The sequence below is a fragment of the Methylophilus medardicus genome (genome assembly GCF_006363955.1).
Lineage (GTDB): Bacteria > Pseudomonadota > Gammaproteobacteria > Burkholderiales > Methylophilaceae > Methylophilus > Methylophilus medardensis.
This window is the reverse complement of the sequence record NZ_CP040948.1, coordinates 396,609-422,522: the sequence shown is the minus strand read 5'-3', so window position 1 is coordinate 422,522 and position 25,914 is coordinate 396,609. Positions and strand designations below refer to the sequence as shown.

At 50.8% G+C, this 25,914-nt stretch carries 22 protein-coding genes; 9 read left to right on the top strand and 13 right to left on the bottom strand.

Translation table 11 applies throughout. The features are described 5' to 3' along the window. Position 1 precedes the first annotated feature (1 nt). The 5 genes from FIT99_RS02075 to FIT99_RS02055 form a co-directional block, all read right to left on the bottom strand. Positions 2-625 (bottom strand): type IV pilus modification PilV family protein, encoded by a 624-nt coding sequence (locus FIT99_RS02075; RefSeq protein WP_223261244.1) that lies wholly within the window; start codon positions 623-625, stop codon positions 2-4. A 32-nt stretch (positions 626-657) separates the two neighbouring features. Next, positions 658-1,110 (bottom strand): prepilin-type N-terminal cleavage/methylation domain-containing protein, encoded by a 453-nt coding sequence (locus tag FIT99_RS02070; RefSeq protein WP_140002452.1) that lies wholly within the window; start codon positions 1,108-1,110, stop codon positions 658-660. A 28-nt stretch (positions 1,111-1,138) separates the two neighbouring features. Beyond that, positions 1,139-1,537: a pilus assembly FimT family protein gene (locus FIT99_RS12560; protein WP_140002450.1), complete on the bottom strand. Its 399-nt coding sequence runs from the start codon at positions 1,535-1,537 to the stop codon at positions 1,139-1,141. 174 nt (positions 1,538-1,711) lie between these two features. Beyond that, entirely contained in the window at positions 1,712-2,926 is a 1,215-nt protein-coding gene (locus tag FIT99_RS02060) for a type II secretion system F family protein (protein WP_140002448.1), read from the bottom strand. A 5-nt stretch (positions 2,927-2,931) separates the two neighbouring features. Next, the gene (locus FIT99_RS02055; protein ID WP_189524772.1) at positions 2,932-4,638 is read right to left on the bottom strand and encodes a GspE/PulE family protein; all 1,707 of its coding nucleotides are present in this window, start codon (positions 4,636-4,638) and stop codon (positions 2,932-2,934) included. 87 nt (positions 4,639-4,725) lie between these two features. On the opposite strand from FIT99_RS02055, the gene trmL reads away from it, so the two are divergent. The 4 genes from trmL to FIT99_RS02035 all read left to right on the top strand — a co-directional run bounded on the left by trmL (position 4,726) and on the right by FIT99_RS02035 (position 11,444). Continuing rightward, positions 4,726-5,190 (top strand): tRNA (uridine(34)/cytosine(34)/5-carboxymethylaminomethyluridine(34)-2'-O)-methyltransferase TrmL, encoded by a 465-nt coding sequence (gene trmL, locus FIT99_RS02050; RefSeq protein ID WP_140002446.1) that lies wholly within the window; start codon positions 4,726-4,728, stop codon positions 5,188-5,190. 407 nt (positions 5,191-5,597) lie between these two features. Continuing rightward, positions 5,598-7,778, top strand: coding sequence for a DNA helicase II (gene uvrD, locus FIT99_RS02045; protein WP_140002443.1), 2,181 nt, complete (start codon positions 5,598-5,600; stop codon positions 7,776-7,778). Between the two features lie 17 nt (positions 7,779-7,795). Then, on the top strand, positions 7,796-9,589 hold the full coding sequence (locus tag FIT99_RS02040) for a PglL family O-oligosaccharyltransferase (protein ID WP_140002441.1): 1,794 nt from the start codon (positions 7,796-7,798) through the stop codon (positions 9,587-9,589). Positions 9,590-9,677: 88 nt separating this feature from the next. Continuing rightward, a complete protein-coding gene (locus FIT99_RS02035; protein WP_140002439.1) occupies positions 9,678-11,444 on the top strand; it encodes a GGDEF domain-containing protein in 1,767 nt (588 codons plus the stop codon). 25 nt (positions 11,445-11,469) lie between these two features. On the opposite strand, the gene FIT99_RS02030 is transcribed toward FIT99_RS02035, so the two are convergent. The 4 genes from FIT99_RS02030 to FIT99_RS02015 form a co-directional block, all read right to left on the bottom strand. Beyond that, positions 11,470-12,255 (bottom strand): BPSS1780 family membrane protein, encoded by a 786-nt coding sequence (locus FIT99_RS02030; RefSeq protein WP_140002437.1) that lies wholly within the window; start codon positions 12,253-12,255, stop codon positions 11,470-11,472. A gap of 26 nt (positions 12,256-12,281) precedes the next feature. Further along, positions 12,282-13,211, bottom strand: coding sequence for a homoserine kinase (locus tag FIT99_RS02025; protein ID WP_140002435.1), 930 nt, complete (start codon positions 13,209-13,211; stop codon positions 12,282-12,284). 40 nt (positions 13,212-13,251) lie between these two features. Beyond that, positions 13,252-13,596, bottom strand: a complete 345-nt coding sequence (locus tag FIT99_RS02020; RefSeq protein WP_140002433.1) for a DUF2782 domain-containing protein — start codon at positions 13,594-13,596, stop codon at positions 13,252-13,254. A 118-nt stretch (positions 13,597-13,714) separates the two neighbouring features. Beyond that, on the bottom strand, positions 13,715-14,440 hold the full coding sequence (locus FIT99_RS02015; protein WP_140002431.1) for an LOG family protein: 726 nt from the start codon (positions 14,438-14,440) through the stop codon (positions 13,715-13,717). Between the two features lie 95 nt (positions 14,441-14,535). On the opposite strand from FIT99_RS02015, the gene polA reads away from it, so the two are divergent. The 5 genes from polA (at position 14,536) to FIT99_RS01990 (ending at position 19,086) form a co-directional block, all read left to right on the top strand. Then, a complete protein-coding gene (polA, locus tag FIT99_RS02010; protein ID WP_140002429.1) occupies positions 14,536-17,298 on the top strand; it encodes a DNA polymerase I in 2,763 nt (920 codons plus the stop codon). 49 nt (positions 17,299-17,347) lie between these two features. After that, positions 17,348-17,566 (top strand): hypothetical protein, encoded by a 219-nt coding sequence (locus tag FIT99_RS02005; protein WP_189524771.1) that lies wholly within the window; start codon positions 17,348-17,350, stop codon positions 17,564-17,566. 129 nt (positions 17,567-17,695) lie between these two features. Then, on the top strand, positions 17,696-17,935 hold the full coding sequence (locus FIT99_RS02000; protein ID WP_140002427.1) for a GlsB/YeaQ/YmgE family stress response membrane protein: 240 nt from the start codon (positions 17,696-17,698) through the stop codon (positions 17,933-17,935). 131 nt (positions 17,936-18,066) lie between these two features. Beyond that, positions 18,067-18,807, top strand: a complete 741-nt coding sequence (locus FIT99_RS01995; RefSeq protein ID WP_140002425.1) for a competence/damage-inducible protein A — start codon at positions 18,067-18,069, stop codon at positions 18,805-18,807. Positions 18,808-18,810: 3 nt separating this feature from the next. Next, the gene (locus FIT99_RS01990; RefSeq protein WP_140002423.1) at positions 18,811-19,086 is read left to right on the top strand and encodes a YkgJ family cysteine cluster protein; all 276 of its coding nucleotides are present in this window, start codon (positions 18,811-18,813) and stop codon (positions 19,084-19,086) included. Positions 19,087-19,100: 14 nt separating this feature from the next. Here FIT99_RS01990 and lgt read toward each other — a convergent pair whose 3' ends face one another. The 4 genes from lgt to FIT99_RS01970 all read right to left on the bottom strand — a co-directional run bounded on the left by lgt (position 19,101) and on the right by FIT99_RS01970 (position 25,901). Next, positions 19,101-19,892, bottom strand: coding sequence for a prolipoprotein diacylglyceryl transferase (gene lgt, locus FIT99_RS01985; RefSeq protein ID WP_140002421.1), 792 nt, complete (start codon positions 19,890-19,892; stop codon positions 19,101-19,103). Positions 19,893-19,952: 60 nt separating this feature from the next. Next, positions 19,953-21,212 carry an MFS transporter gene (locus FIT99_RS01980; protein WP_140002419.1) on the bottom strand — a complete coding sequence of 420 codons (1,260 nt, stop codon included), beginning with the start codon at positions 21,210-21,212 and terminating at the stop codon, positions 19,953-19,955. A gap of 94 nt (positions 21,213-21,306) precedes the next feature. After that, on the bottom strand, positions 21,307-22,758 hold the full coding sequence (locus tag FIT99_RS01975; protein WP_140004593.1) for an efflux transporter outer membrane subunit: 1,452 nt from the start codon (positions 22,756-22,758) through the stop codon (positions 21,307-21,309). Positions 22,759-22,766: 8 nt separating this feature from the next. Further along, positions 22,767-25,901: an efflux RND transporter permease subunit gene (locus tag FIT99_RS01970; RefSeq protein ID WP_140002417.1), complete on the bottom strand. Its 3,135-nt coding sequence runs from the start codon at positions 25,899-25,901 to the stop codon at positions 22,767-22,769. Positions 25,902-25,914: the final 13 nt, after the last annotated feature.

Here is a 25,914-nt window from a genome sequence, read left to right as displayed (position 1 = left end):
TTTAAATGCGCGGCGCATAACGAACCTTAAAGCCGGTAAGGCGAATGGTGGTATTAGCAGGCCCATTGACCGTGACTACAATTTGCAGCGCTCCATTGGCAGGGATCGCAGCAAATGCGCCCGCCCCGCCCACTTGCGAGATCGCGACAGAGGCTGAGTAAGCGTTCAAGCCAGCAAGCGCAGTAGCGTCGCCAATCCGGCAAATACCGGCACAGCCGCCACCGGGCATGGTGAATCCGCCATAATCGGCCACGTTATCAAAAGGATTATTAGCACTGTAGCGACTCTCGGTGGCAGGGGTCGGGCCATTGAGGCTGGCATTCTGCGGATTGGTGCAATCGCCATAACCAGAGGCAGTAGGCGCGTTCACATCATCCGGATCACAAAAAGAAAAAGGCATCTGCTGAATTTCTTGCATCAGCGACTCGGCGATGGCGATGGCCTGTTTACGCGCCAATGGGTCGGCTGAGTGGCCACTCATAAAAGCCAAGGCACCAATCACCCCGGCGATGGCTGTCGTCACAATCACAATAAACACGACCATCTCAACCAGCGAAAAGCCGAGCTGCGCTTGTTTGCCGAAGGGCAGGTGCAAAGGATGGCGGTGAGTGACTATTTTGGTCATATGCATCATTCAGTGATAAACCGAATAGATTATTAGTGGATGTATCCCGTGTTTGCCTCAACGTTAATGATTACGGACTGGGCATTATTTTTTCTATTTGTAACAGTATAACTACTCGCTGCATCTGGCACCGCACGGCCCAGCGCATCAAACCCCAAACTCGCATTTTGTGCACGGATGTCCACATTTTTAGCACTCGTAAACACATAAGCGCCGGCAGTTTCAGGGTTAATCACCGCCTGATTACAAGCAAGGTCAAAACAAAGTCTGACGACATCCGGGTTGGCCTCTGTGTGCAACACAAACACATTTTTACGCTGTGCAACCGCGGTTTTTTGCGCATAGCGAATAGTGGATGAAAGTAAACCCGCGTCACCGCGGGTTTCAAAGATATCACCATTTGCGAACCTAGGAGCTGAAATGGCAACCAAAACAGCCATCACAGCAATCACCACAACAAGTTCAACTAAGGTAAATCCTTTCATATAAATTTCGCATAAAACTCTTAATTAATTAACAACCGCCAACTGCTGCAGTTCCGTTAGTGGGGTTGTATGTCACAGTGCAAGTAGAGTCGCTTCTCACAAATGTTCCTGCAGTAGCAGTGTCGTTAAAACCTGCTGTGTCCTGCAAGGCAGCTTTAATGCCTGCAGCAGTCGGCCAACCCGCGGCACCTACAGCAACGGTACTAGTATCCATCGTAATATTTGCGCCCGAGCTACCTCCTGCAATCCATGCAGCCCTTGCTAAGTTAGATGCAGACACAATCGAGCCTGCAAGCCCGTTTGCAGCAGCTTTCTGAGCACTTGCCTGTACGTTTACAAATCTCGGTAACGCTGTCGCCGCTAAAATACCTAAAACAGCAATAACTACTACTAATTCAACTAATGTAAAACCAGCTTGTTTTTTCATCACTCAAACTCCTAATCAAAAGATCCCTACCGTTATTCTCACAGTGGCAGGTAATAACTGCGCCAACTCCCCATCAGCAAAAAGTATGCCAGACAATTTTGGTCCATCTTTATCCATCACTGCCTGTTCACTTTTTTTGACGACAAAAAACGCCCCCTCTTTCACTACTCTTTGTTAACTACCTTTGAGCATGACTGAACTCATGTCCCAAATCGGCAAAAACACCCCTAGTGCCAGTATCAACACCAAAATACCTAAAAAGATAATCAATATCGGTTCGATCTGAGCACCCAAGGTTTTCACGTCGTATTCCACGTCAGATTGATACATATCAGCAATTTGTTGCATGAGGTCATCCAGTGAGCCAGACTCCTCGCCGACAGCAATCATCTGCAAAACTAAAGAGTTAAATACCCCAGTTTGCGTGGCCGTACGCAGGATCGTTTCACCACGCTCAATCCCAGACGACATGCTTAAAATTTTAGCGGCGATGTAGTCATTTTCAACCGTTTGAGAAACGAGCCGCAATGCAGAGAGAATAGGCAAGCCACTGCGGGTAGACAGCGCAAAGCTTCGCGCAAATCTTGCCATGGTGCCTTTAAAAATGATTTTGCCCGCAATAGGGATACGCATTTTGATACGGTCCCACTGCGAGCGCCCAGCAGGGGTGCTGGTATAAGATTTAAATGTCCACACAGCCCCCACCATCATGCCAATCAACACAAACCAGTAATTGCGCATGAAATTTGAAAACGCGATCAGCATTTTAGTGATGAATGGCAAATCCGCATGCATGGTCGCAAAGACCTTTTCAAACTGTGGGATCACCATCACGTTAATCACCACGATGGCAATCGCCATCGCAATCATCACAAACGTGGGGTACTGCAGGGCCGATTTGATTTGTCCGCGCATAAAGCGCTCGAACTCAATGTGCTCTGCCAGCCGTAAAAAGATATTATCGAGGTTACCAGTACCTTCACCAACGCGGATCATGCTGATATAAAAGTTATCAAATACTTTGGGGTGTTCAGTCAGTGCCACGGATAGTTCGCGACCAGAGTCTAAGCTCACACGCAGTTGGCCGACGACTTGCGCCAATTTAGGGTTGCCAACTGAATTTTGAATGCCTGCCAACGCCCGCATGATCGGGATCCCCGCCTTGAGCAAGGTATACATCTGACGGCTAAACAGCATCACATCCAGGCTGGTGACTTTTTCTTCAAACAGGTTGAAGGCCATTGCCCCCGCCGCTTTTTGCTTGATTTCAATCGGTGTAATTCTAGACACCATGAGTGCGGCGCCCAGCGCATCCAGGTCTGCGGCCTCTTGTACGCCACTGACCATCATGCCGTCCTCGGTACGTCCTTTGTATTCAAACATTGGCATGTGGGCTACTCTTCAAACTGATTATCGACACGCATGATTTCATCGAGCGTGGTCTTGCCGTCGATGGCCAGTTGTAATGACTGGTCACGCAGCGTTTTGCCTTTGAGTTTCTCACGCGCTTTCTGGATAAATATATTGGTATCCGGCATATTGGCTGCCATAGAGAGTTCATCGTTCATTTCAAGAAACTCATACAAACCAATACGGCCGAGGTATCCGGTGCGGTTGCAATGCTGACAGCCCTTGCCTTCACGGAAGTTAGTGACCACGTCCGGCTGCTGCACCACTTGCTTGAGCCAAACCGACTCCGATTCTGTGGGCGTATGTTCGACAGCACAATGCGGGCAGATCAGTCTGACCAGTCGTTGTGCCAGCACCCCCAGCAGTGACATCGCGACCATAAAGCGCGGCACCCCCATGTCGATCAACCGCACAGGCGCAGTAGACGCGTCGTTGGTGTGCAATGTAGATAGCACCAAGTGACCAGTCATCGAGGCGCGCAAACCAGTTTGTGCGGTTTCCTCGTCACGCATCTCGCCCACCAGCACAATGTCTGGATCCTGCCGCAAAATGGCCCGTAACAGCTTAGGAAAATCCAGCTCAATCTTTTCATTGACCTGCGTTTGAATAATGCCGGGCAGGCGATATTCGACCGGATCTTCCACCGTGATCACTTTGGTTTCGGGGGTATTTAACTCACTTAACGCAGAATACAACGTGGTGGTTTTACCACTACCAGTCGGCCCCGTGACCAGCACCATGCCGCTTGGACGACCGATCATTTTACGGAAACGCGCCAACAAATCTGGCGGCATCCCCAGCTTGTCGAGCTGAAAATGCGCAGTATTTTGAATCAACAAACGCATCACCACCGTTTCGCCATATTGCGTCGGCATGGTCGAAATACGCATATCGACTGCGCGTGTCTTGACCGTGAAGCCAAAGCGGCCATCTTGTGGCAAGCGTTTTTCAGAGATATCTAAGCCAGCCATGATCTTGAGGCGCATTACCAGCGCGGTCGCAATTTTATTGTCCGCCTGGGTTTGAAAATGCATCACGCCATCGATCCGAAAGCGAATCAATAACTTATTTTCTTGTGGCTCAATGTGCACATCGGATGCGCGTACCTGCACGGCATCTTCAAAAATGGTCTGTAATAACTTAACGACAGGCGCATCGTCAATGCCCAAATCAACGCCCATCAAGCTGGTGAGGTCGACATTGCTATCAGCCAGATCTTCTTGCAACTCCAGCGCTAGCGAGGATATCTGCTCTGTTTGTCGATAAGAACGGTCAATGGTCTGCATCAGCAGGCTCTCTTGCACCACGACAATATCAATATCGCGCTTAAGTAACCTGATCAGTTCATCATAGGCATAGACATCGGATGGGTCTACCATCGCAATCAAAAAGCTGTCGGGACGCTCTTCAAGTAGAATGGCGCGAAAACGGCGCGACTGCACTTCAGGCAGTTTTTGGACTTGCTTGACATCCAATTCGTATTGCCCCAAATCCAGATAAGGGATATTCAACTGATGCGCAACGGCCTCGGCAATTTGCCGCTCATTGGCATAGCCTTTTTCAGCAATGACACGGCCTAGGCGTCTGCCGGTCTTGCGCTGTTCTTCAAGCGCCTGATCGAGCTCAGCTTGGGTCATGTAATTCTGTCTGACCAGAATTTCACCTAATCTAATTTTCTCGGGACGTGCCATGGCTTTGTAATTTTTTAATTTGATTTAGTTTCTCGTTTATCATATCACTATTTTCTAACGCTTACATTTGTAAACAAACGGCAAAATATGCTTCATATCGTGCTTTTCGAACCGGAAATTCCGCCCAATACAGGCAACATTATTCGTCTGTGCGCCAATGCGGGCGCAAAACTACATTTAGTGAAGCCATTAGGCTTTGAGTTATCAGATAAACACCTCAAACGCGCAGGCTTGGACTATCACGAATACGCTGCACTCTCGGTCTATGAGGATTGGGCTGAATGCACCCAAGCGCTGGCAGGCAAACGCTTGTTCGCACTCACCACCAAAGGCAGCACACGTCACACAGATTTGCAGTTTCAAGATGAGGATGTATTTGTGTTTGGCCCCGAGTCGCGCGGCTTGCCAGAAGACATTCGGGCGCAATTTGCGCCTGAACATCGCGTCAGGCTGCCCATGCTGCCTCATAGCCGAAGTCTGAATCTTTCTAACTCTGCGGCCATTGTGTTGTATGAGGCTTGGCGGCAAGTAGGGTTCACTGGCGGGGTGTAGCAAAAACAATAGACAAAAAAAGCCCCGATTAAGGGGAAAATCGGGGCAATAGGCCTCATCGTAAAGGCTTCCGCTCAGGGAGGAAAGAAGCGGAAAGATGACTCATCATCATCGTACAAGTAAGAGTCAGCGTTGGTTTGAAAAGTTCCGACAAGTTGTTCAGATAGCTAACAATGAGGGCTCACGGTCCTTTTTTCTGCCCTCAAGTACATCGTCAGAGGATGGCTGTAATACGCCGCCATGCAAGACTTTAGTGTTTTCATATGATCAGTCATGACTGATTGCGTTTGTGTCAAAAAAGTCATGCGCAGAACAACGCACTTAAAAAACAACATTCTGTAGCCCCCTGACGCGTCACGACAAACAATCCGGCAAACTCCCCCACACATCATGCGATAATATCGGGCATGCAAGCTGATACTCAACTCCTTCAGGGCCTCAACGACAAACAACTGCAAGCGGTCACCCTGCCGCATGTCTCTGCGCTGATTCTGGCAGGTGCCGGCAGTGGTAAAACCCGCGTGCTGACTACCCGGATTGCCTGGTTAATTCAAACCGGACAAACATCACCCATGGGGCTCATGGCAGTAACGTTCACCAACAAGGCTGCCAAAGAAATGCTAACGCGTTTGACCAGTATGCTGCCAATTAATACGCGTGGCATGTGGGCGGGGACTTTTCATGGCTTATGCAACCGCATGTTGCGCGCGCATTATCGCGAGGCGGGTTTACCGAACACGTTTCAGATTCTGGATACCGCAGACCAACTCTCGGCCATCAAGCGCGTCATGAAGGCCATGAACGTGGACGATGAGAAATATCCGCCCAAACAGGTGATGGGCTATATCAACAGTTGTAAAGAAGAAGGTTTACGCGCGGAGGCGGTGGATGCTTATGACGGGCATAGCCAAAAGTTACGTGAGATTTATGCCGCCTATGACCAACAATGCAACCGTGAAGGCGTCGCTGATTTTGCCGAGCTGTTACTGCGCTGCTATGAGCTGTTAGAGCGCGAGCCGCACATTCGTGCGCACTATCAGCAGCGCTTTCAATACATTCTGGTGGATGAGTTTCAAGATACCAATCGCCTGCAATATTTGTGGCTAAAGTTGCTGGGCGGAGCACATAACAGTATTTTTGCGGTCGGCGATGATGACCAGAGCATTTATGCTTTTCGTGGCGCGCGCGTGGGCAATATGAGCGATTTTCAGCGCGAATTTAATGTGCAGAATATCGTCAAGCTTGAAGAGAATTACCGCTCGCACAGCAACATCCTGGACGCTGCCAACGCCATCATCACCAATAACCGCAATCGCCTTGGCAAAAACTTGTGGACCTCTGCAGGGAAAGGCGAGCCGATTCGTATTTATGAGGCATACAACGACACCGATGAAGCGCAATTTATTGTCGATGAAGTCAACATGCTGCAAAAAGAAGGGGTACCACTCGGCGATATGGCCCTGCTCTATCGGAGTAATGCGCAATCTCGTATTCTCGAACACACGTTGTTTTCAGCCAACCTGCCCTATCGGGTCTATGGCGGGTTACGTTTTTTTGAACGCGCCGAAATCAAACATGCGCTGGCCTATTTACGCTTAATTGCTAACGCCAACGACGATACGGCCTTATTGCGTATTGTGAATTTTCCGCCACGCGGCATTGGCGCGCGCGGTTTGGAGCAGTTGCAAGAAGCTGCGCGCCAAAACGAATGCAGCTTATGGCAAGCCGCCACCAACAAAGTGGGAGAAGGCAAGCTGGGGAGCAAAGGGCTCGATGGCTTTGTAGCGCTTATTCGGCAGCTGGTGGATCATGCCTATGGCATTACGCTTGGTGAGATGGCCGAATTGGTCATCAACCTGAGTGGACTGATGGCGCATTACCAAAATGATAAAGAAGGCGAAGATCGCATCGAAAACTTGCAAGAACTCGTCACCGCCGCTGTAGCCTTTAGCAATCAGGATCTGGGCAATCATCATAATATGGATGAAGATGCCGACTTGTTAACCCAATTTTTGAATCACGCCAGCCTAGAAGCAGGCGACCATCAGGCAGATGTCGGGCATGAAGCCTTGCAATTAATGACGGTACACGCCGCCAAAGGCCTGGAGTTTCACAGTGTATTTATCGGTGGCGTGGAAGAAGGTTTATTTCCACACGAGCAGGCCGCTTACGAAAATGGCGGATTGGAAGAAGAACGCCGCCTGATGTACGTGGCAGTCACCCGCGCGCGCCAGCGCCTGTATCTAACCTATGCACAAAGCCGCATGCTGCATGGCCAGGTCCGCTACGGCATCGCCTCGCGCTTTATCGATGAAATCCCCGCAGAGCTCACCAAACGCTTAAACAGCAAGCCAGTGTCTAAGCCTTATGCAGCAGGCGGCCAATACAACAACCCACCAACGCAATCCAGCAGCACGCAATCCAACTTTCCATTCAAAATTGGCCAGAGTGTACGCCACGGCAAATTTGGCGAGGGTGTGGTGGTCAGTTATGAAGGCAATGCCAATGATTTGGCAATCAAAGTGAATTTCGGAAGCGCGGGCCTCAAAACGCTGATGCTGGAATACGCCAAGCTGGAAAAAATATAGTGCACGCGCGAGCAGCCATGTATCTTGGGATGGCATCATCTGTTCCGCGCATGAGTCTTGCACTGATCGCTGCGATGTTCTGCCTGCCCATGATCACGGCTTATCATCAAGTACCCATTCCTAATTTTTATGGAGAATGGATTGCAGCGTTATGCGGGTTGTTAGCGCTCTCACCCTTGCTGACTAAGCATTTTTGGCAATCTTCGATTCCGCGCGCTAGCTTCATTTTTCTTGGGTTGTTGCTCACGATACAGCTACAAATGCTCTTTCAAATGCATCCTGCGTCGCCGAATGTATCGCTGATAGAAGCCTATGTATCATGGGCATTTTTTCTAACCCTGCTTGGATGGCATTTGAGGAAGTCTCTCGGTCTAAAATCAGTGGTAACAACACTTGCTTGGGCGCTGGTACTAGCGGCTGCGATCAATAGTGTATTTGTGGTATTACAACTACTACTGCAATTCGAAATCCTGCAAACACTAAATCTTGCTAAACTCATCCCGCATTTAACCAGCTATGGCATGCTTGGTCAGAGTAACCATTTTGCGAATATTACCGCGTTAGCAATGTGTTCACTCATATACTTATATAGTCGCCACGCGTGTAATCGGACTTGGCTAATCATTGGTTTGTTAACAGGGCTGTGCCTGCTCTCGCTCTCTGGATCGCGCAGTTCTTTACTCTATCTGATCGCAATCGCGATGCTGTGCTGGGTCAGGCAGCGTCAACCAAGCTCAGAAACCGAGAGCCCTGATACAGCTATAACACTATTCAGATTGAGCCTGATCCTGATCCCGACGTTTGTCATCTTACAGATTGTACTCACCACTTTTCTCCCGCAGGCATTCATCCATACGCCGGTAGCAAGAGCGATGGAAGCTGTGATCAATCCCTCCGCTTCATTGCGATGGCAATTCTGGCAAACTAGTCTTGCGCTGTTCAATCAATCACCACTGCTGGGCATGGGCATTGGCCAGATAAGATGGCAAACTTTTGTAACCGCAGACTTGCCGACCATCAATCATGCACATATGTTCTTTGAGCATGCACACAATCTTTTTTTACACCTTCTCACTGAGGTGGGCTTAGTCGGCCTAATCATCGTTTTTGCAGGCCTAATATTATGGATATTGCCCTTTTTCAAACAGCGCAGCCGCGACCCTGAGACCATTTGGCTTCTTGGCATTCTGGCTATTTTGGGGATACACAGTCAGCTTGAGTATCCATTGTGGTACAGCTACTTTCTGGGCATTTGTGCATTTTTATTGGGCGTGGGTGAGTTTAGCGAGATCAAACTAAGCCATCTTTCCAACGCGGCGAAGGCATCGCTGAAACTGACATTTGCGGCAGCATTCATATATGGCCTCGTACAACTGACACTGATGCAAATAGCCTATCAAAAACTTGAGCGACAGATTCATATTGCAAGCCAAACAGAAATGTCATCGTCCGAAAAGCAAACGCTGGTGGAAGAGATGCTCTGGGTAAGCGATCATTCACTATTATCCCCCTACGGTGACCTTGTATTAGCCACTTATCTTGTGCCGAATACTGCGCAAGCTGACATACAACTATCAATTGCTGAAAGAGCGGCTCAGTTCATTCCTCTGCGTCGCCCCTGCCTCAACCTAGTGGTGTTGCTAGAAATGAATCATCGCCACCCTGAAGCGCTGCAACTTCTACGATCATTACGCCGCATGGCGGGTGATCGTCTTGAGCAAGATATCGCGCAGTTACCTGCGGATAACTTAGCGCTTTTAAACGCGCTGCTCTTACAGGCGGACACCCCACCATTGAAGCGTTCGCTTTAACATGCATCGGCCAAACATCTTAGAGATGTCATAAATATTTCATCCGAATTCGCATTCAGAATCCATGTAAGCAGTCGATACTGCTTGCATGATATACAGCCCTCCCCAACGCGAAGTTGAAGCCATCTTGGCGCAGCGCAATCTGTTGCCTCTTTTCCAACCCATTATCGATATGAAACAAGCGCGCGTGTTTGCGCACGAGGCGCTGATCCGCGGCCCAGTGGAGTCGAGGCTGCACGCGCCAATCGCGTTATTTAATGCCGCCAGTCTTTGCGGCTTGAATCTTGAGATGGAGTATGCCGCGCGCGAGGTGATTTTTAATGAATACAGCCGCACCGAGCGAACGCATCCACTGTTTGTAAACTTTAGTCCGGATTGTTTACTGTTAAGCGAAGGGCATTTGTCCTTTGGATTAAACCAACTTGCACAGAGCGGGATTCAACCGAGCGACATCGTGATTGAAATCACCGAGAGTTCTACCATCCGCGACTACGCCACCTTGCGCGATGCGATTATGCGCTTTAAAAGCATGGGCTTTAAGATTGCGCTGGATGACTTGGGCGAAGGCACCTCAGGCCTGCGTTTGTGGTCAGAGTTATCGCCCGAATATGTCAAAATCGATAAGCATTTTATTGCGAATATTCACAATGATCCGATCAAATTGGAGTTTGTGCGCGGCATTCAAAAAATAGCCGTTGAATCCAACACATTGACGATTGCCGAGGGGGTTGAAACCAAAGAAGAGTTGGCGGTGATCAAAGATTTAAAAGTGGATTTCGCTCAAGGGTATTTATTTGGACGACCTTTCCCGAAGTTTCAATATGCGCTGACCGAGGAAGTGAATCATCTGCTGAATAAAAATATTGTGCGCTTGTTTGTTGACCAGCAAAGCCCGGCATTCAAACAGGCGACTGTGACTGGCCTCACCAGTTATCAAACTGCCGCCCTACCAAGCATGAGCAATGAAGAGGTCTACAACTGGTTTAACAGTGACCGCAGCCTGAACTCGATCCCGGTGATTAACCAGCATGGCAAACCGCTGGGGCTCATTAGCCGTTATGACACCATAGACCGTTTTGCGCGCCGCTATCAAAAAGAGCTGCATGGCAAAAAGTCTTGCACGACTTTTATGGACACCCAATGCCTGATGGTGCAAAAAGACATGACCATTCTGGCATTGAGCGAGTTGATTCTGGCAGCAGATCCCAAATACTTATTAAACGGCTTTGTGATTATAGACGGCGAGCGCTATGTGGGCATGGGCAGTGGCCATGCGTTGTTGCGCGAGGTGACCAATATGCAAATCCATGCGGCGCGTTATGCCAACCCGCTCACCCTATTGCCGGGCAATGTGCCCATCAATGCGCACATTGATAAGTTGCTGGAGCGACGGATCCCTTTTGTGGCCTGCTATTGTGATTTAGACCATTTCAAACCATTTAATGACGCGTATGGCTACCGACGGGGCGATGAAGTCATTCAGTTTGTTGGACGATTGTTAAGCAGCATGGTCGACCCTGAACAGGATTTTGTCGGCCACATTGGTGGCGACGACTTTGTGTTGATTTTTCAGAGTGCGCAGTGGGAGGCCATTTGTCATGACATTTTGGAGACCATCGCCAAAGTAATGCCAGATTTTTATGACTTGAAAGACGTGCAATCCGGGGGCATTCGGATTGAAGATAGATTAGGCAATGAACACTTCTACCCGTTTGGTAGTTTATCGATTGGTGCCGTGCGCGCGTTTGCAGATCACTTCGCCAGCCATCATGAAGTAGCTGGCGCCATGAGCAATGCAAAAAAACAGGCCAAAAAAACCATCGGCAACAGCCTGTTTACCGAGCGCCGCAAATAAGCACCATGGTTAGTAAGTCGTCGGGTTAGACCTGAGGCGCTGCGCGAAAAACGTCTTTGTAGCTGATATATTGAAATGCAAACATCAAGGCGTTAATCACCAGCAGTGCGGCAAACACCAGCAATGGCATGAGTAATTGCGCCAGCATTGGTATCAATGCGCCGAGCACGCCAATCACCAGGCCCAACGCAAGCATGACCAGCAGCATACCAACGGTCATCACCAACCAAGAAACCCCCATCGGCACCGTGTATTGCAACATACCGGCAATACTCGACTTAATGGCTTTCAACAAAGGGTATCCATTCAAAGCGATGAGCATCGGCGAAAACCAGGTGGCAATAAACAACGGCAACAGCAGCAGCAACACCTTCACGATAAACGACAAGGTATTCTCCAGAAATAGCGTCATTTGTGACTCGGTCATGCCTGCCTTGGTGGGCGCGTGCGAAATAAGTGAAGCAAGCTCGCTACTGAGCAAATAGGTGGCTAACACGGCATACACTAAACAACTAGCGCCCAGCAAGGCCAATGGCTTGAAATGGCGTTGCAACTGTTGCCAAATCTCGTTCGGCACCATGTGCCCTTGCAAATCGACCTGTCGATACAGCATGACCACCAGTGCCATACACACCGGCCAGATCACCACCGAAATCAACCCCAAAAAGCCTAAAAAAGGCAATGAAGGCAATACCATGAAAATCACGATATAGGCCAGTGAACACAACATCCAAACGTGCGGCTGTGTGCGGAACAAGGCCAGGCTTTCTTTCACCCAGCGTACCCCGCGCTGGCTCCCGGTTTCGGTCATGTGTTTCCCTTTGATCGCTTAAATTGTTAAGTTAAAACTTTACGGTTGAGCAGGACCCGCTCGAAATGCGCCGGATCTTTGGCATGTGTCAACTCACCGGCCACCGGATAATAAAAATCATACAAACGAGATAGCCAAAAGCGCAAGGCAGCGCGCCGCAATAAGGCAGGCCAAGCGCTCTTTTCGACCGCAGTAAATGGCCGCACGGATTGGTAAGCATTCATGAAGGTCGCCAACTTGTCATCGACGAACATGCCGGTAGCAGCATCCACGCACCATTCATTGACGGCAATCGCCACATCGTAAGCCAGCACATCGTGGCAAGCATAATAAAAATCAATAAATCCGCCCAGCGCGTCCCCATCAAACAACACGTTGTCGCGGAACAAATCGCCATGAATCACCCCATGCGGCAGACCTGACAAATCTAAGCCATGCTGAAAATCTAGCTCCTCTTGCAACAAATGCTGCTGTACCGGTGCTAATTTTGGCATGACTTGCTGTGCCGTCATCACACGCCAGCCTTGGCCACGCTGATTGTGCGATTGCTCATGAAAGTCTGCGCTGGCAACATGCATGCGTGCCAAGGTTTGGGCCACGGCTTCAATTTGGGTTAAATTGGGTTGACTGACGTCTGTGCCTTTGAGGCAGCTCACCATCAGGGCAGGCTTGCCATGAATGCGTTGCAAGGCGATCCCGGCAGCATCCACAATCGGCGTCGGACACAAGATGCCATGGTGCGACAAATGGGTCATTAGACGCACAAAATACGGCAGCTCATCAAAATCATTCTTTTCAAACACAGTGAGCACAAAACGCGCTTGACTGGTCTCAACAAAATAATTGGTATTGGTGATACCGGCAGCAATACCACGTAAGGTATGCAACTCACCTACATTAAAAGGCGCCAGCCACTGGCGCACTTCATCCAAACTCAGAGTGGTAAAAACAGACATGTCATTCACAAACCTGCGCAGTCAAGGCAGGTAATTATCATTAGAAGCGGAACAGAATCCATTTAGGCACGGATAGTGGGCGGGTCGGGCCGTCATTCACCCAGTCGCCATTGCGATCCTCGCGGTGCAAGAAGTAGGATTTACCACTCGGCGGGGTCACTTTGACCATGTAGACTTCGCCATTGAGACTGAATTCTTCAATCTCATTTTCGCCATCTTTGCGCTTGCTCACACTCGGCTGGTCAATCGGTTGGCCTTCGATCACTTTTGGCGGGGAAGGAACCTCCTCTAGCAACTCGGCATCTTTGGGGGCGGCAGCCCATACTGGCATTGCAACAGCGGCAAAACAGATACCGGCCAGCAATAAACGGAAAACATCACGCATGGAGCACTCCTTAGTCAGTGTTGACTATTCTAGCAAAAACCCACGCGCTGGCGGTAACTGCATACATAATAAACTTAGATGCCTGCGCAGCCGCGGGTGGGCTGGCAAAAGGCGGGCCTTACAAATAAAGTTGTAATTTACGTTCGGCTGCGGTCAGCTCAAAACCTGTGGTTTCATAATGTTTAAAAATCGCATCGACGATCTGTTGCGGCTCATCAATCATCTGAATCAAATCCATGTCCGCGGGTGAGGCCATGCCTTCTGCCACCAGCGTATTGCGTAACCAATCGACCAAGCCGGTCCAAAACTGCGTACCCACCAGAATAATCGGGATTTTGCGACTCTTGCCAGTTTGGACCAGCGTAATGGCTTCCATCAACTCATCCAGCGTGCCAAAACCGCCTGGCATCACCACAAAGGCACTCGCATATTTGACGAACATGACTTTGCGCATAAAAAAGTACTTAAAACTGATGCCGATGTCTTGGTATGGATTGCCATGCTGTTCAAAAGGGAGCCTGATATTCAAACCTACGCTCGCGCCTCGACCGGGGTATGCGCCCTTATTGGCTGCCTCCATAATGCCGGGACCGCCGCCAGAAATAACACTAAAGCCAGAATCGGACAGCAAACGGGCAATTTCTTCGGTGCGCTGATAATACGGGTGATCTGGCTTGGTGCGGGCACTGCCAAAAATTGAAACCGCTGGCGTAATCGCCTTGAGGTTCTCGGTGGCCCCGACAAATTCCGCCATGATTTCAAAGGCATGCCAGGATTCATGGTTAGCGTCATCCCCATTGAGCAGCTCAGGCTCGACCATGGTAGGCAGCTTGCGGTTATGCATTCTTCAGTCCTTCATCGTACAAACCAAATTAGTGTACATGAAGTCGCTTTGAAATGCGTAAAATACGCCATTGATTTGACTCATGAGATCGCACTATGAAAACCTTGCTTCTGGTAGATGGTTCCAGTTACTTGTATCGGGCGTTTCACGCCATGCCGGATTTGCGTAACTCGGCCAATGAGCCGGTTGGCGCCATTCAAGGGGTGCTCAATATGCTGCGCCGGCTGCACAAAGACTACCCTGCCGAGTACAGTGCCTGTGTATTTGATGCCAAAGGCAAAACTTTTAGAGATGATTTATACCCTGAATACAAGGCGAACCGCGCCAGCATGCCGGATGATTTGCGGGTGCAAATTGAGCCGCTGTATGAAACGATCCGGGCCATGGGCTGGCCGCTGATTATTGAAGAAGGCGTTGAAGCGGATGACGTGATTGGCGCCTTGGCCAAGCAGGCTGAAAAAGAAGGCATTAAGACCATCATCTCAACCGGCGACAAAGATATCACGCAACTGGTGAATGCGCATATCACCGTGGTGAACACCATGCGCGATGCTTTTCGCAAAACCGATGATGTGCTGGATGTGGCGGGGGTAGAACAGAAATTTGGCGTACCCCCGACTCAAATGATCGACTACCTGACCTTGGTCGGCGACACCGCGGACAATGTCCCCGGCGTAGAAAAAGTGGGGCCGAAAACCGCGATTAAATGGCTGACGGAATATGGCTCACTCGATAACATCGTCGCGCATGCCGACCAAATCAAAGGCGTGGTGGGTGAAAACCTGCGCAAAGCCTTACCTTGGCTGCCAACCGCACGAGAATTGATTACCATCCGTTGTGACATAGGACTCTGCGAGCATTTTGACGCACTGATTGCACAACCACCCGACAAAGCGAAGCTGCTGGCATTATTCGACCATTTTGAGTTTAGAAGCTGGAAGCGCGATTTAGATAAACTCGCAGACGGGCCTGCCGACGCGACATCAGGGTCCAGCCCTACGGCGCCTGGGCCACAAGCAAGCGCGCCCCAGCAGCTCTACACTCCAGATACACGTCGTCTGTACCAGACCGTCGTCACTGAAGAGGCGCTGGATCAGTGGCTGTTAAAACTGCAACAGGCCGAGCTCATGTGTTTTGATACCGAGACCACCTCACTCGATGCCATGCAGGCCCGTATTGTTGGCGTATCGTTTAGCGTCACGCCGGGGGAGGCCGCGTATGTCCCGTTGCGGCACGACTATTTTGATGCGCCGACGCAATTGTCTTTAGAGGGCACGCTCAGCAAACTGAAGCCCATTTTAGAAAATGCGGCGATCAAAAAAGTGGGCCAAAACCTCAAATATGACATGCATGTGCTGGCCAATCATGACATTCAACTGCGTGGTGTGGCACATGACACCTTGTTAGAGTCCTATGTGTTTGAGAGCCACAAAGGCCATGGCATGGACGAACTCAGCGAACGCCACTTGGGCATTGCGCCCATCCCCTATGAAGCCGTCGCTGGCAAAGGGGCCAAACAAGTCAATTTTAGTCAGGTCACCGTTGAGCAAGCGGCAGAATACGCTGCAGAGGATGCGGATATTACTTTGCAGCTGCATCAGGCCCTTTACCCGCAAGTGAGCGTCTCCGACAAACTGCTGTTTATTTATGAAAAGATTGAGCTACCTAGCATGTTGGTACTGCAACACATGGAGCGCAATGGCGTGTTCATTGATAGCCACATGCTTCAGCGCCAAAGCAATGAAATCGGCCTGCGCTTGATGGAAATTGAAAAACAGGCTTTTGAACTGGCTGGGCAACCTTTCAACCTCGGCAGCCCCAAACAATTGCAAGAAATCCTGTTTGGTAAACTGGGCATCAAACCGCTGAAAAAGACCCCTTCTGGTGCGCCTTCTACTGACGAAGATGTTTTACAAGAACTGGCGCTGGACTACCCCTTACCAAAAGTCATTCTTGAACATCGGAGCCTGGCAAAGCTGAAGTCGACGTATACCGACAAACTGCCTAAAATGATCAATCCGCAGACCGGGCGCGTGCATACCAACTACAATCAGGCAGTAGCCATTACAGGCCGTCTGGCGAGCGCAGACCCTAACCTGCAAAACATTCCGGTGCGCACTGCCGAAGGCCGCCGTATCCGCGAAGCTTTTATCGCGCCGCCGGGGGCGCACATTGTGTCTGCCGACTACTCACAAATTGAATTACGCATCATGGCGCACTTATCGCAAGATGCAGGCATGTTGCGGGCATTTGCCAACAATGAAGATATTCATCGCGCGACTGCCGCTGAAATTTTTGGCGTAGAGCGCACAGCCGTCGACAATGAGCAGCGCCGCTATGCCAAAGTGATTAATTTTGGTTTGATTTATGGCATGAGTGCATTCGGCCTCGCACAAAACCTCAATATTGAGCGCAGCGCCGCAGCCAATTACATCGAACGCTACTTTGCCCGTTATCCGGGCGTACGCCAATACATGAGCGACACGCGCGAGCTGGCGAAACGCCAAGGCTATGTGGAAACCATTTTCGGCCGGCGATTGTGGGTGCCCGAGATCAATAGTGCCAATGTTCAAAGACGCAACGGCGCCGAACGTGCTGCGATCAATGCCCCTATGCAGGGCACGGCCGCTGACTTGATCAAATTGGCCATGATTGCAGTGCACCAGTGGCTGACAGCGGAAAAGCTACAATCAAAACTGATCATGCAGGTACACGATGAACTGGTGCTAGAAGTCCCAGACCAAGAGCTCGCATTGGTGCAGGCACAACTGCCGATACTCATGCAAGGCGTCGCCACGCTCGATGTGCCACTGTTGGCCGAAGTAGGCACCGGCAACAATTGGGAAAGTGCCCACTAATGGCATCGCCATGTTAAGGTAACGTCTCTATCACTCAGGAGCATCTGCTATGAAATCGTCGCTCATTATCGGCATTATTTTAATTGCGCTCGGCACCGCCGGATTGTTACTGAAGGGCTTTAGTTATGAGAGCAAAGAAACGGTCGCAAAAATTGGCTCGTTAGAAGCCAGTGCAGAAATCAGCAAAGACGTCAGCATCCCACAGCCATTGAGCATCATCGTGCTGGTTGCCGGGGTAGGTTTTTTATTGGTCGGCTTGAAAAAATAATTGAACGCTGGCAAGCCCTTTCAAAGCGCTGTTGCCAGTCATTTCTGACAGGATTTTCCTACACCGTCTGACAGATCATCCTACGGGTGATGGGTATTATTCAGGTTCATCAAAACAAGGGAGTTTGAAATGCTTTGGACGATACTCGTAGGCATTATTGCTGGCTGGCTGGCCGGTGTGATTATGAAGGGCGATGGCTTTGGATTGGTCTGGGACCTTATTCTGGGCATTGCCGGCGCGGTAGTCGGGGGCTGGCTATTTGGCTTGCTGGGCTTGAGCGCCAGCGGTGGCATGGTCGGTAGCATTATTGTGGCCACTATCGGCGCCGTGTTCCTGATTTTTATCTCGCGTTTGTTACGATCCGCCTAACCGAAATCACCACCACCATCGGCGATGACTGCTAGTCATCGCCTTTTTTATTTTACGCCACTGAAAACCTATGCTTGGGTGCGATGCTCTACTCAGGTAATATTTTGCAACCTGCTTTTCATTTTTAAATTATGCAATCCTTTGGCATCTACATCATTGGCGATGAAATCCTCTCTGGAAAAAGACAGGATGCGCACCTGAGCAAGGTGATTTCGCTACTATCCGCCCGCGGCTTACACCTCAGTTGGGCGCATTTCATTGGCGACATCCCCACACAAATCACCAGTCATCTCAAAGCCAGCATGGCACGTGGGGATGTGGTGTTCAGTTTTGGCGGTATTGGAGCCACGCCGGATGACCACACACGGCAATGTGCGGCCGCTGCGGCAGGCGTGCCGATTGTGCGCCATGCAGAGGCGGTAGCGAATATCGAAGCACAATACGGTGAGACCGCCTACCCCAAACGGGTGCTCATGGCAGACTTTCCGCAAGGTTGCGATTTGATTCCAAACCCGGTCAATCGGGTGGCTGGATTCAGCCTGCATCAGCATTATTTTGTGCCGGGGTTTCCAGAGATGGCCCACCCGATGGTGGAATGGGTGCTCGAGACTTATTACAGCCATCTATTTCATGCTGAAGATTATCAGGAACAATCGATCGTCGTGACCGAGGCTGGCGAAAGTGACATGATTGACTTAATGAACCAGATGTTAAGCCAATATCCTACGCTGAAACTGTTCAGTTTGCCGCGCGCCAATCAACGCCGCACGACTGAAGTAGGCATGAAAGGACAAAGCGATCTCGTGACACAAGCCATGGTTGAACTGAAAGCGGGTGTCTCAGCACTCGGCTATCCTTGGGTAGACGTATAAGCCATGCAATGCCGTCCGCAGTGCGGCGCGTGTTGCATTGCGCCTTCGATCACCAGCCCCATTCCTGGCATGCCCGCAGGCAAACCAGCAGGCGTGCCTTGCATTCAACTAGACGATTTATTCAGATGCAAATTGTTTGGAAAGCCAGAGCGGCCGGATTTTTGTGGTGGCTTGCAGCCGAGCCTTGACATGTGTGGTGATGCAGATCAGCCGCGCGAGTACGCGATGCGCTGGCTGCATGCGCTAGAGTTAGCTACGCAGCCAGCATCGAAAAAATAAGTTTGGATACTGGATTAGTGTTTGCGATACGCCCAGCGCATCATGGCCAAGCCCACCAGAATCATAGGTAAACACAACCACTGCCCCATACTGAGGCCCAGCGACAGCAGGCCTAAAAAGCTGTCAGGTTCGCGGGTAAACTCCACCACAAAACGGAAGCTGCCATAACACAGCAAAAACAATGCTGAGACTGCGCCAATGGGTCGTTTTTTGCCAGCAAACGTCCATAACACCAAAAACAATACTAAACCTTCTAACGCAAACTCGTACAGTTGTGATGGATGCCGCGCAACTGCATCGACTGCAGGAAACACCATGCCCCAGTTTGCTTCGGTTGGGCGCCCCCACAACTCCCCATTGATAAAATTGCCCAGTCGGCCTGCACCAAGGCCAATCGGCACTAAAGGCGCGACGAAATCCATCAGTTGCAGCCAGATCACCCCGCGTTTACGCGCGAACAGGGCCATGGCCACCATCACACCAATAAAGCCGCCATGAAACGACATACCGCCTTGCCACAGCGCAAGAATCTCCTGTGGATGATGCATAAAATACACCGGCTGATAAAACAAAACGTAGCCCAGGCGCCCGCCAAACACTACACCAAGCGCAATGTAAAACAGCATATCGTCCGGATCACGCGCCTGCCAAGGGGAAGCCGGATCTAATGCAAGCAAGCGTTTAACCTGATACTGCCCAAGCCACAAGCCGCCAAAAAAACCCACTAGATACATCAAACCATACCAGTGGATGCCAAAACTGCCAATTTGTAATGCGATGGGATTAAATCCGGGATGAATCAACATACCACTTCACCGTGAAAAAAATTGAATTATACCTGCTCGCCAGCACTCCGTTGCGGACAGTTACCGCGCCGCGTCGGGGGGCATCCGCCATACCGCCAGCAGACTGATCAGCGCCATGATAGACAGATAGCCACCTACCCAAGGCAGACCGCCGAACTGCACCAGCGCTTGGGCAATGGCTGGGGCAAATGAAGCGCCCAAAATTCCCCCAAGTTGGTAACTCAGCCCGGCACCGCTATAGCGCACTGCGACCGGAAACTGCTCGGGCAAAAACGCCCCCATGGGCGCAAAGGTGACCCCCATCAAAAAAAGTGCACAAAACAGGAAGAGTAAAATGTAGACCCAACTGCCACTACCGAACATGGGGGACAGCGCGAATCCAAGCATGATCGCCAGACACTGCCCGCTCATCAGCACCGGCCGTCTGCCGAGTCGATCAGCCCACCAGGCAGCCATCGGCGTTGCGAGTGCCATGCCGATGACCGCGATGCACAACAATCCTAAAAACAATGGACGCGACATGTGTAGGGTTTGCGTCCCATAACTCAGGCAAAACACCGTCGCCGTGTAAAACAAGTGATAACACACGCCCATCGCGAGTGCACCGAGGCAAATAGCCTTGCCATGCTGCGAAAGCAATGCTTTTAACGGCCACCGATGCAGATGGTGGGCAGACTGTGCCTGCGCAAACACGGGTGTCTCGGCCAATTTAAATCTGACATATAAACCAACAATGACCAGCACGGCACTGATCACAAAAGGCACGCGCCAACCCCACTGCTCAAACTGCGTCTCTGTCAGCCCGAGGCTCAATCCCAAAAAAGTCAGTGTTGCCAGCAAAAAACCAATGGATGGTCCGAGTTGCGGAAACATGCCGTACCAACTGCGCTGACCTGCAGGCGCATATTCGGTGGCCAACAACGCGGCGCCGGCCCATTCGCCGCCGAGACCAATGCCTTGTGCGAATCGCAATAGGCACAGCAATACCGGCGCCCAGACACCCCAAGCCGCATATCCAGGCAACAATCCGATCAAAAAGGTGGCGCTGCCCATGACCAGTAATGAGGCGGCCAAGGTTGATTTACGCCCGATGCGATCACCAAAATGCCCAAATAGTACGGCACCAAACGGCCGCGCGATAAAAGCCAGACCAAAGGTAAGCAAGGCGTTTAAGGATTGCATGGCAGGGTCGCTGGCGGGGAAAAAAACCTGACCGATCACCAAGGCTGCGGCCATGGCATAAATATAAAAATCGTAAAACTCGATGGCAGTACCAATAAAACTGGCGAAGGCGATATGTTTGATAGAGGGCGTCGTCATGGCGTCATCTTAATGGGGTTCGCTAGCATTTGCCTAGCCAAAAAAATGGGGTAACGATCTCTCGTTACCCCAGCACATACATACGCAATCCGGATTACTTTTTCGTTTGTGCTTCGGCCGTCACACTGTCAGGCTTCCAACCACCACCGAGCGCCTTGAATAAATCCACTGAAGCGGTCAACGTGTTCTGACGGCTCTGCACCACCGCCTGTGTGGCTTCGTTGTGGTTGCGTTGTGCATCTAGCACTTCGAGATAGCTGGTATAGCCTGCTTCGTAGCGATTTTTAGCCACGCGTAAAATATTGCCGGTGGTTTTTTCCTTGGCTTCAGCTAACTGCTCTTGCTCACGATATTGCTGTGCATTGACCAAGGCATCACTCACCTCGGTAAAAGCGGTTTGCAAGGTGTTTTGATAGGTCGCTAGCATTTGCTTTTGCTGTGCCGTGGCCTGATCCACGCGGGCATTGAGACGACCGCCGTTAAAGATCGGTAGATTGATATCCAGCCCCAGCGACCAAACGCGTGCGGGAGATTTGAGTAGATTATTCAGCGCGATACTTTCGCCACCGTAGGTCGTCGACAACGCAATGCTAGGGTAAAACGCTGCACGTGCTACCGCAATATTGGCATTGGCAGACACCATGTCTTGTTCCGCCTGACGCACATCCGGCCGCGCCTCCATCAGGGCAGAAGGCAAACCGGTGGGGACGATCGGCGGCGTCGGCATGGTCATCAGATCCCCTGCAGCAATTTTCAAGCCGAGGTCATTCGTCAACAAGCCAATCTGGTGTTCACTCAAGGCACGCAGACGCTTCAATTCTAGTGCTTGGGTTTGCAGCGTGGTCACCACTAACTCTGCCTGATGGGCATCCAGAATCGTCGCAACGCCCCCTTCCACTCTGCGTTTCGCGAGGTCGAGGCTGTCTTGCGCCGTTTTCAGGTTTTGGCTATTGACCAGCAGCTGCGCATCGAGGCTGCGTATCATCAAATAATGATTCGTCACCAGACTGGATAACGACCAAGACACAGCCTCTTTGGCATAACGCGTCGCCAGCAGTTGGGCACGGGCTGCCTCGTTTGCGCGACGCAGCTTACCCCATAGATCCAACTCATAACTACCGTTCAAACCGACTTTGTAGGTTTTACGCGGGTTGTCACCAAAGACTGGAAACACCCCAGACTCCGTGACACGGTTGCGCAAGCCGGAGCCCGTTGCGGTAACGGTTGGCAATAAGTTGGCACCAATTTCACGCATTTGCGCGTCGGCTTCTTCAATGCGCGCTACGGCAAGTTGCACGTTGTTATTTTTTGCCAGTGCCGTGTCGACCAGCTGGTTTAACTGACTGTCGTTAAACAAGGTCCACCATTGTTGCAAGGCCAGTTGTTGCTCGGCACTCAATTCGCCCGCGCCGGTGTCGCCATATTGTGCCGGCACCGCTGCTGCCGGCCGCGAATATAAGTCGCCCAACATTTGGCAACCCGTCATCGACAAAGTCACCAAGCCCAGCAGCAATGACTGCCGTATCGGTTTAAGTACAATTTCCATTGTCGGTGTCATACCGATTCCTCTTCTGAAATGTGCCCATGGTGGCGCACTTTTTTCTCATTGGTCAACCAAGTAAAGAACAATGGGATAAAAATAGTGGCAATGAATGTCGCTATCAACATACCGCCAAACACCCCAGTCCCCATCGATTGACGCGCTGCCGCACCTGCACCGGTGGCAAATACCAGTGGGATGATACCAAGCATAAACGCCATCGACGTCATCACAATCGGTCTGAAACGCAAACGCGCTGCTTCTAACGCCGCCTCAGCCAGTGGCATGCCTTCTTCCATTTTTTGTGAGGCAAATTCTACAATCAGAATCGCGTTTTTAGCCGCCAACCCGATGAGAGTGATCAAACCAATCTGGAAGTAGATATCGTTGTTCATGCCGCGGGTGAGCACCGCAATCAGCGCGCCCGTCATCGCAAATGGAATCGCCATAATCACCGCCAATGGCAGTGCCCAGGTTTCAAATTGCGCGGCCAGAATCAAGAACACCATAATCGTGGCAAAGGCAAACGCCACCAGCGCAGCAGAACCGGTACGGTTTTCTTGATAGGCTTGGCCAGTCCAGGCGATTTGGTAGCCATCTGGCAGATTTTCCTTGGCAATTTTCTCAACCAATTTAATCGCATCGCCAGAACTGACGCCGGCGGCACCGCTACCAAACACTTTGGCAGACAATAGCCCGTTATAGCGTTCCAGTTGCTCGGCACCCACAATATTGCTTACTTTTGCCAGCGCAGACATCGGCACCATATTGCCGTTCGGACTTTCTTCGGTCGGTTGGCTACGCACATATACCTTACCCAAATCTTCCGGCTTCATCCGATATTCTGCTTCCGCTTGGAGTTGCACGCGGTAGGTACGGCCACTGCGGTTAAAGTCATTGACGTATAGCGAGCCCATGGTGCTTTGCAAGGTCGCGTAGATGTCAGCAATTTTCACATTTTGTGACAGCGCTTTCGCCTCATCGACCTCAATAAACAATTGCGGCACGGTCGGGCGGAAGAAGCTGTTAATCCCTGTCAGTTGTGGGCTGGCACGCATGGCGTCCATAAAGTTGTTCATCACTTGCGCCAACTTGATCGGATCGGTATCGCCATGACTTTGCACATAGACCTCAAACCCGCCGGCAGAGCCTAAACCACGAATCGCTGGTGGGTTCACGGCAAAGCCCATGCCATCAGGTTGGCTCATGCCCACGCCAATCAACTTACCCACCATCTGGTCGGCATTAGTCGTCCGCGCATCCCAGTCTTTCATTCGAACAAACATGGTCGCTGCGTTGGTTTTGTTGGCCCCAGTCAGCAACTCAAAACCATTCACCGCAAACTCATGCGCAGTGGCGGGGTCTTTGGCGATAGCAGCTCGAATGTTTTCTGTGGTTTGTGAGGTGCGTTTCAAGGTGGCGCCATCCGGCATTACCACAATGCTGATCACATAGCCTTGGTCCTCAGGCGGCACAAAACCGCCGGGCACTGCACGGAACAAGAAGATCATCACAATCACCATGGCGCCAAACACTACCGCACCGATGATTTTATGATGCAAGGTCATTTTCACCGTGCCGGTATACAGATTTGTTAGCCGATTAAAGCCACGGTTAAATGTTCTAAAAAAGGCATTTTCATGGTGACCATTTTTCAAAATCATCGCGCACAGGGCGGGCGTCAGGGTTAATGCCACCACGCCTGAAATCACCACCGAAATCGCCACCGTCACTGCAAACTGACGATATAGCTCACCCGCAATCCCGCCTTGGAAAGCCACCGGCACGAATACGGCACACAGCACCAGCACAATAGCTATGACCGCTGCCTGCACCTGCGCAATCGACTTAATCGCCGCATGCAAAGGATTCAGGTTTTCTTCCTTCATTAATCGTTCGGTGTTTTCTAACACCACAATGGCATCATCCACCACAATACCGATGGCCAGAATCATGGCAAATAAGGTCAGCAGGTTGATGGAGAAACCAAACAGGTACAAGCCGGCAAAGGTACCAACAATCGAAATCGGTACAGCAATCATCGGAATCAGCGTCGCACGCCAGCTTTGTAAAAAGAGGAATACCACCAACACCACCAGAATCAGCGCCTCACCAAAGGTGTGGAAGACCTCTTTAATGGTTGCTTTTACAAAGTCGCTGGTGTCATAAGGAATGTTGTAGTCCATGCCCTCAGGAAACTTGAGCTTTAACTCATTGACCTTAGCTTTGATGGCTTCGGCGGTCTCCAGCGCATTGGCGCCACTTTGTAAAAAGATAGGCAGTGCCACTCCAGGTTGCCCGTTCAGCGCTGACGCCACGTTATAGGTTTGTGCACCGAGTTCAATCCGAGCGACATCCTTCAAGCGCAGTACGCCATTCGGGCCCTGCGCACGGATAATAATGTTGCCAAACTCTTCAGGCTCGATTAAGCGGCCTTTGGCTGTCACCGTAAACGCCAGTTGCTGATTCGGTAATGCCGGTTCGGCACCAATTTTACCGGCCGCATATTGTGCATTTTGTGCACTAATCGCCGCAGAGATATCACTGGTGGAGACGCCTAGTTGCGCCATACGATCCGGGCGCAGCCACACGCGCATAGAGTAATCCTGACCACCAAAAATGGTCACATCACCCACGCCTTTAATCCGCTTAAACTCGTCTAATACGTTCAAAGTCGCATAGTTGCTCAAAAACAAGCGGTCATGCTCTTTCTTTTTAGAGATCAGCATCACCACTAACAGAATATCGTTTGATCGTTTCTGCACCACCACCCCGGTCCGACGTACATCCTCGGGCAAGCGCGGCAACGCAATATTGACGCGGTTGCTGACGTTAAACGTCGCCTGGTCGACATTGGTACCAATATCAAAGGTGGCGGTAATCGTTAGTGTGCCGCTACTGTCCGAGCTGGAGTTAAAGTACAACAGGTTTTCAACGCCACTGAGTTGCTCTTCAATCGGCGCAGCCACTGTTCTAGACAGCGTTTCGGCACTGGCACCAGGATAGCTGGCAGTAATCAGCACGGTTGGCGGCGCAATTTGCGGGTATTGAGCGATCGGCAATTTAAATGCCGCCGCCAAGCCTGCCAACACGATGATGATAGACAGCACGCTGGCAAAAATAGGCCGGGTGATAAAAAATCGGGTCATATCGTTTTCCCTG

What these genes read in the sequence shown, in the direction of transcription:
- FIT99_RS02005 (WP_189524771.1), top strand. Translation starts at nt 17,348, where the DNA reads ATGAAATCGTCGCTCATTATCGGCATTATTTTAATTGCGCTCGGCACC.
- uvrD (WP_140002443.1), top strand. Translation starts at nt 5,598, where the DNA reads ATGCAAGCTGATACTCAACTCCTTCAGGGCCTCAACGACAAACAACTG.
- trmL (WP_140002446.1), top strand. Translation starts at nt 4,726, where the DNA reads ATGCTTCATATCGTGCTTTTCGAACCGGAAATTCCGCCCAATACAGGC.
- FIT99_RS01980 (WP_140002419.1), bottom strand. Translation starts at nt 21,212, where the DNA reads ATGACGACGCCCTCTATCAAACATATCGCCTTCGCCAGTTTTATTGGT.
- FIT99_RS02035 (WP_140002439.1), top strand. Translation starts at nt 9,678, where the DNA reads ATGATATACAGCCCTCCCCAACGCGAAGTTGAAGCCATCTTGGCGCAG.
- FIT99_RS02075 (WP_223261244.1), bottom strand. Translation starts at nt 625, where the DNA reads ATGACCAAAATAGTCACTCACCGCCATCCTTTGCACCTGCCCTTCGGC.
- FIT99_RS02015 (WP_140002431.1), bottom strand. Translation starts at nt 14,440, where the DNA reads ATGCATAACCGCAAGCTGCCTACCATGGTCGAGCCTGAGCTGCTCAAT.
- FIT99_RS02055 (WP_189524772.1), bottom strand. Translation starts at nt 4,638, where the DNA reads ATGGCACGTCCCGAGAAAATTAGATTAGGTGAAATTCTGGTCAGACAG.
- FIT99_RS02060 (WP_140002448.1), bottom strand. Translation starts at nt 2,926, where the DNA reads ATGCCAATGTTTGAATACAAAGGACGTACCGAGGACGGCATGATGGTC.
- FIT99_RS02025 (WP_140002435.1), bottom strand. Translation starts at nt 13,211, where the DNA reads ATGTCTGTTTTTACCACTCTGAGTTTGGATGAAGTGCGCCAGTGGCTG.
- FIT99_RS02020 (WP_140002433.1), bottom strand. Translation starts at nt 13,596, where the DNA reads ATGCGTGATGTTTTCCGTTTATTGCTGGCCGGTATCTGTTTTGCCGCT.
- FIT99_RS01995 (WP_140002425.1), top strand. Translation starts at nt 18,067, where the DNA reads ATGCAATCCTTTGGCATCTACATCATTGGCGATGAAATCCTCTCTGGA.
- FIT99_RS01975 (WP_140004593.1), bottom strand. Translation starts at nt 22,758, where the DNA reads ATGGAAATTGTACTTAAACCGATACGGCAGTCATTGCTGCTGGGCTTG.
- FIT99_RS01970 (WP_140002417.1), bottom strand. Translation starts at nt 25,901, where the DNA reads ATGACCCGATTTTTTATCACCCGGCCTATTTTTGCCAGCGTGCTGTCT.
- FIT99_RS02000 (WP_140002427.1), top strand. Translation starts at nt 17,696, where the DNA reads ATGCTTTGGACGATACTCGTAGGCATTATTGCTGGCTGGCTGGCCGGT.
- lgt (WP_140002421.1), bottom strand. Translation starts at nt 19,892, where the DNA reads ATGTTGATTCATCCCGGATTTAATCCCATCGCATTACAAATTGGCAGT.
- FIT99_RS02040 (WP_140002441.1), top strand. Translation starts at nt 7,796, where the DNA reads ATGTATCTTGGGATGGCATCATCTGTTCCGCGCATGAGTCTTGCACTG.
- polA (WP_140002429.1), top strand. Translation starts at nt 14,536, where the DNA reads ATGAAAACCTTGCTTCTGGTAGATGGTTCCAGTTACTTGTATCGGGCG.
- FIT99_RS01990 (WP_140002423.1), top strand. Translation starts at nt 18,811, where the DNA reads ATGCAATGCCGTCCGCAGTGCGGCGCGTGTTGCATTGCGCCTTCGATC.
- FIT99_RS02070 (WP_140002452.1), bottom strand. Translation starts at nt 1,110, where the DNA reads ATGAAAGGATTTACCTTAGTTGAACTTGTTGTGGTGATTGCTGTGATG.
- FIT99_RS12560 (WP_140002450.1), bottom strand. Translation starts at nt 1,537, where the DNA reads ATGAAAAAACAAGCTGGTTTTACATTAGTTGAATTAGTAGTAGTTATT.
- FIT99_RS02030 (WP_140002437.1), bottom strand. Translation starts at nt 12,255, where the DNA reads ATGACCGAAACCGGGAGCCAGCGCGGGGTACGCTGGGTGAAAGAAAGC.